Source organism: Marivita sp., assembly GCF_965656765.1.
Classification (GTDB): Bacteria; Pseudomonadota; Alphaproteobacteria; order Rhodobacterales; family Rhodobacteraceae; genus Marivita.
On record NZ_CBFHLV010000114.1, the window covers coordinates 1 to 4,415 of the forward strand.

Annotated in this window: 4 protein-coding genes; 1 reads left to right on the plus strand and 3 read right to left on the minus strand. The window is 58.2% G+C overall.

Annotation, left to right across the window (positions count from 1 at the left end):
- Positions 1–145: 145 nt before the first annotated feature.
- A complete protein-coding gene (locus ACTG4M_RS17085; protein WP_439124874.1) occupies positions 146–526 on the plus strand; it encodes a hypothetical protein in 381 nt (126 codons plus the stop codon).
- 115 nt (positions 527–641) lie between these two features.
- Here ACTG4M_RS17085 and ACTG4M_RS17090 read toward each other — a convergent pair whose 3' ends face one another.
- The 3 genes from ACTG4M_RS17090 to ACTG4M_RS17100 are packed head-to-tail and all read right to left on the minus strand — an operon-like array spanning position 642 to position 4,368.
- Positions 642–2,141 carry a glucan biosynthesis protein gene (locus ACTG4M_RS17090; protein ID WP_439124875.1) on the minus strand — a complete coding sequence of 500 codons (1,500 nt, stop codon included), beginning with the start codon at positions 2,139–2,141 and terminating at the stop codon, positions 642–644.
- Positions 2,141–3,778, minus strand: coding sequence for a glucans biosynthesis glucosyltransferase MdoH (mdoH, locus tag ACTG4M_RS17095; protein WP_439124876.1), 1,638 nt, complete (start codon positions 3,776–3,778; stop codon positions 2,141–2,143). The genes ACTG4M_RS17090 and mdoH overlap by 1 nt, the downstream gene beginning before the upstream one ends.
- A gap of 32 nt (positions 3,779–3,810) precedes the next feature.
- On the minus strand, positions 3,811–4,368 hold the full coding sequence (locus tag ACTG4M_RS17100) for a cytochrome b (RefSeq protein ID WP_439124877.1): 558 nt from the start codon (positions 4,366–4,368) through the stop codon (positions 3,811–3,813).
- Between the last annotated feature and the right edge of the window lie 47 nt (positions 4,369–4,415).

Consider the following 4,415-nt stretch of genomic DNA (forward strand, 5'->3'; position numbering starts at 1 on the left):
CAAGGGTCGTTTTCCGTGCAGCCTTTCCTGTATTTTGCAGTTTCACCTGCTCTAAATGTAACCCTCTCGGGTCCACATGCGGAATAAAGCAGCGCTTTTTTCTCAGCCCCAACTGGTCTGGCGAGGCAGCGCAGGCTTACCGACCATGAAAACTACGACTCTCTCTGATTCTAAACACTCCGAACCCCCATCCAGCCGGCACAGTTTTGTGGAGCGAATTGGCGGCACATCCCCCATTTGGGATAATGCGTGTGATGTGATCGTTGCGTCGATGTCGATCGCCGAAGCACGACAGGAATACGTCGGTTTCACGCGGCCCTACTATTCGAACATGCTGAGCTTTCCTGGCAAAAAGGACAGCGGCGCTGAGATCTCTGCCGCAGGGTTGTCTGGCCTCAAAGTAGGCACGCTGAACAGCACCGTCAGCTCGAGCTACTTACAGCAGACTTATGACGATGTGGTTGATATCCGGCTTTATGATCCGCGACCATCCGCACCGCTCGAGCGCGCAGTTCCCCCTAGATAATGCGTTCCGTTCTTCGTATTTCCCATGAACCAGTATCCTTACTTCTGGGTCTCCAGCAAACAAGGGGCGGTTCACTTTGCGGGCCGGGGCATTGTCGAGTGATGGTTAAACCGGTCTAAACACCGCCGTCCCTTGCCCGTGTCCAGCGGTGCAACCAGATCGCATCGCCCTGCTTGGTGGATGGATCGCGGACCACCAGTCGCAGGTCAACTGAATCCGTTTCGCTTGGCGTAAAGAGAAAAGTCACTCGGGTGCCACGCTGATCGGGGAGTTCAAAAAGGCTCACCCCCGTGATCTTTGCAGGCTTCTGCGCGGTGATTTCGGGAATGCGCCCAGTCGCATCACCGGAAATGTCGATCACATAGCGGCGCGTTCCGGCTTGGTCATGTTCCCGGCCACTACGGCTTTGAAGAATGCGGGCGGCCTCACCCTGTGCGGGCGGCGAAAGCGTCCAATGCAGGCTGTAATCGAAACGATGCTCACTACCAGGCGCAAGTGGTGCATCGGGCCGCCAGAAGGCGACGATGTTGTCCATAAATTCGTCGCCAGTTGGAATTTCGACCAGAACAACCGCCCCCGGACCCCAATCGCCTTTTGGCCGAACAACTGCGTTTGGGCGGTCATGGTAGCGCGCTTCGGTGTCTTCGTAGTCAACAAAGGCACGTGGCGTTTGAAAGAGGCCGAAACTGGCAGGTTTGGCGTCAACAAAGGCCGACGTTTCGACTTGCGCAGGGTTTGATATGGGTCGCCAGAGCCGTTCGCCTGCGCCGTTTTCGATGAGGAGTAAATCACTGTCATGAACACGGGGGCGAAAATCGTCCGACACCGAAGCGCGCAGAGGCCCTTTGAGGTACATAGACGTCAAAGGCGCGACACCGATATCCGCAATCTCGCGGCGTGGCATCAGCGTACACGAGATGTCGATCACCGTATCGGCGCCCGGCTGCAAGGTCATGTCGATGTGCCCAGCCAGCGACGGGCTGTCGATCACGCCCTCCAATCGGATCGTGCCATGCTGCGGCTGATGCAAACGCAAATGCGTGAAACGAGGGAATTCCTCTGGCGTGGCACCACCGGTGCCAATCGAAACCGCGCGGGCCGATAGGCCGTAAATCATTTCCTGCCCGATGGCCCGGAAATAGCTGGCTCCTTGCACGACCAGTACTTCGTCCATCCGGTCGGGCGCGTTCAGTGGATGGCGCAATCGCAGGCCCGAGAATCCTGCGCCCGGCGCTGTTTCGGGTATCGTGTCAAAGTACCGTTCCTGAAAGCTGAACAAGTGAGGCGCAAAGGCAACCTCTTGCGGTCCGAATCCAGTATCGCGGTCGATGCGGACGGGATTAGGAAAGAAAAGCCCCGGTGGCAAAAGATCGACCGAGTAATGCGTACCAAGCGGCAATTCTGCCGCGCGTCCCGGAATGGGCCGGATACCGCGATAAGCGTCGTAATCCAGTCCTGCGAAAGGCGGTGGCAATTGGCTTTTCGGTGGGACGTATGGCGCGGATGCGAGGCCCCGCGCTTTATCTAATAGGGACGGCTTTGGTTGGGCCGAAAGGCGCATGCCGCTGAATGCAGTCGCCGCGGCGGCAGCTGTCAGAAATCTACGCCTAAGCATCAAGCCGGAGCATCAATCGCGCGGGCAATCAGCGGCGCGGCGCAAAGAGGTATGACGACCGGAGCCAGCCAAAGGGCTGCTGATCCATTGGTCGACAAGACCAGTGCCAGCAAGCCCATGCCAACGGCCAGTTCTGGCAGGCCATCAGGCAGCCGAACACGCGGCATACGTCCTGACTTCCAACCGCAATCGCGCCCCATGCAAACAGACAGAACTGAAATTGTGTGACGGACCATCACAAGCGGCGCGATGACGCTGGATAGCACCAACTCTCCACCCAAAGCGCGCAGAGCCACCCACCGGCGTCGGGTTCTTCGTGAGCGACCAATCCAATCGACCATCGCGCACAGTTTGGGAACAATTAACACGATGGCAACCAGCAAGAGCGGCAGCGCACCACTTACCGCAACCGCGCCAGAGGCGATAAGCACAATCAGAGCCAGCCAGATCGGAGCAGCCAAATAGCTCACGATTCCAGCGGCAAGGTGCATTCGGCTGATTGCGCGCAAACCCGGTTCGGCCAAGAGCCGCACATGCTGAAGGTTGCCTTGGCACCAACGTCGATCGCGGCGGTGAAATTCTGCCAGCGTCTGGGGCGCGTTTTCGGCGCTGCCCGAAAGATCTGGATCAAGCGCGACCGACCAACCGGCGCGGCGCATCCAAGCGGCTTCGATGAAATCATGGCTGAGGATGTTGCCACCGAACGGAGCGGACCCCGACAATTCGGGAAGGCTGGCAGCCTCTTGAAACGCGGCGGTGCGCATGATGGCGTTGTGGCCCCAGTAATTTCCACTATCGCCTGTCCACGCTGCAAAACCTCGCCCAAAATTGTGCGACAGCAGTCGTGCAGCCACACGTTGATGGCGACCGAACCGCGTCGCCCCGGGAACAAGCGCAATCCCCGCCTGCAAGAGGCCAAGGCTGGGGCGTCGTTCGATGTGCCAAATCATTTTGTGGATACGCTCTGCCGACATGCGGCTGTCGGCGTCGAGAACCAGCATGTAGGCGAAATCATCGCCGTGTGCCGTAAGCCAGTCCGCGATGTTGCCCGGCTTGCGCCCGGTGTTCACCAAGCGGCGACGGTACATCAGAGAGCCGTCATTGTGCATGTCTTGAAAGGCGGCATCTTCGGCTTTGACACGTGCATCACCAGACGTGTCGGACAGGACGAAAATCTGCGTTTTGCCGCCAAGCCCGTGGTGCACTAGGGCGGTACGCAATGCTCTCAGATGGCGCGCCAATGGAGCTGGGTCTTCGCCGCACAGCGTCACCAAGATTGCCGTTTGGGCTGATGGTGTCCAATCCTTCGGTATCGGTTGGGACGGTGGGGCCTTGGAAAACAATCCAACAATCGCGGTCGCAGCGCCGCCTGAAATCCACAGCGCCGTAATGCAGACCAAAGGCAGCGAGATAAACGCCCCAATGGTCCAGCTTGATACACTCCACGCAAAGCCTGCGACAATCATCGCGGACATCAGAACAGTGGCAGATGCATAGGCCACGACGGGCGTGATGCGACCTATGATCGGCGCTCTGGCGATGGTCCGTATTTCGGCAAGCGACATCGTTGCGACCAATTCCTCGGGCGATTGCCCGCGTTGAAAGGCCCGCAACGTGCGCACCCGTTGTAGGGGCAACTTATGACGCGGGTACGCTCCGACAAGCCAAGCTAGTCAGTCTGCCCTTTGAATGGCGGCCACATGCGCGAAAAAACGCCATCCTTGCGGATAATGCCGTGATGCAGGGCAGCCGCGATGTGCATCGCGATTAGGCCTGCAATGGCAAAGCTACCGAAATAATGGACCATCTTGGCGAATTCAGCCAGAGCATCAGACCGCATCACCAATGAAGGCAAGCCCAGAGCATCCAGTGATTCAATCGGAAACCCCCCAGCCTTGACGCGGATGTAGCCAGCCACCGGCATAATGAAGAGCAACGCATAGATCGCTAGATGCGACAGACCCGCGATGCGATGTTGCCAATCCGGTAGGTCCGCCGGCAGAGGCGCTGGTTTGTGGGTCAGCCGATACACAATCCGGACAAGGATCAGCAGCAAAAGCAAAACGCCCACATTCTTATGGAAAATATAAAGTGAGTTTTGAAATGACCGGTTCAAATCCGGCTGCGTCATCAGAACGCCAACCGGGATCATGGCGAGGATCAGGATCGCCATTGTCCAGTGTATCAGGCGCGCGGGCCGCTTGTAGCGTGTTTCATCAGTTGCCATAGCGCCCTCACATTATACCAAGCGGTAGCCCGCCGACCGGCGTCAAT

Bases quoted from the DNA above. Each gene is read 5' to 3' on its own strand.
- ACTG4M_RS17085 (WP_439124874.1), top strand. From the start codon at position 146: ATGAAAACTACGACTCTCTCTGATTCTAAACACTCCGAACCCCCATCC.
- ACTG4M_RS17090 (WP_439124875.1), bottom strand. From the start codon at position 2,141: ATGCTTAGGCGTAGATTTCTGACAGCTGCCGCCGCGGCGACTGCATTC.
- ACTG4M_RS17100 (WP_439124877.1), bottom strand. From the start codon at position 4,368: ATGGCAACTGATGAAACACGCTACAAGCGGCCCGCGCGCCTGATACAC.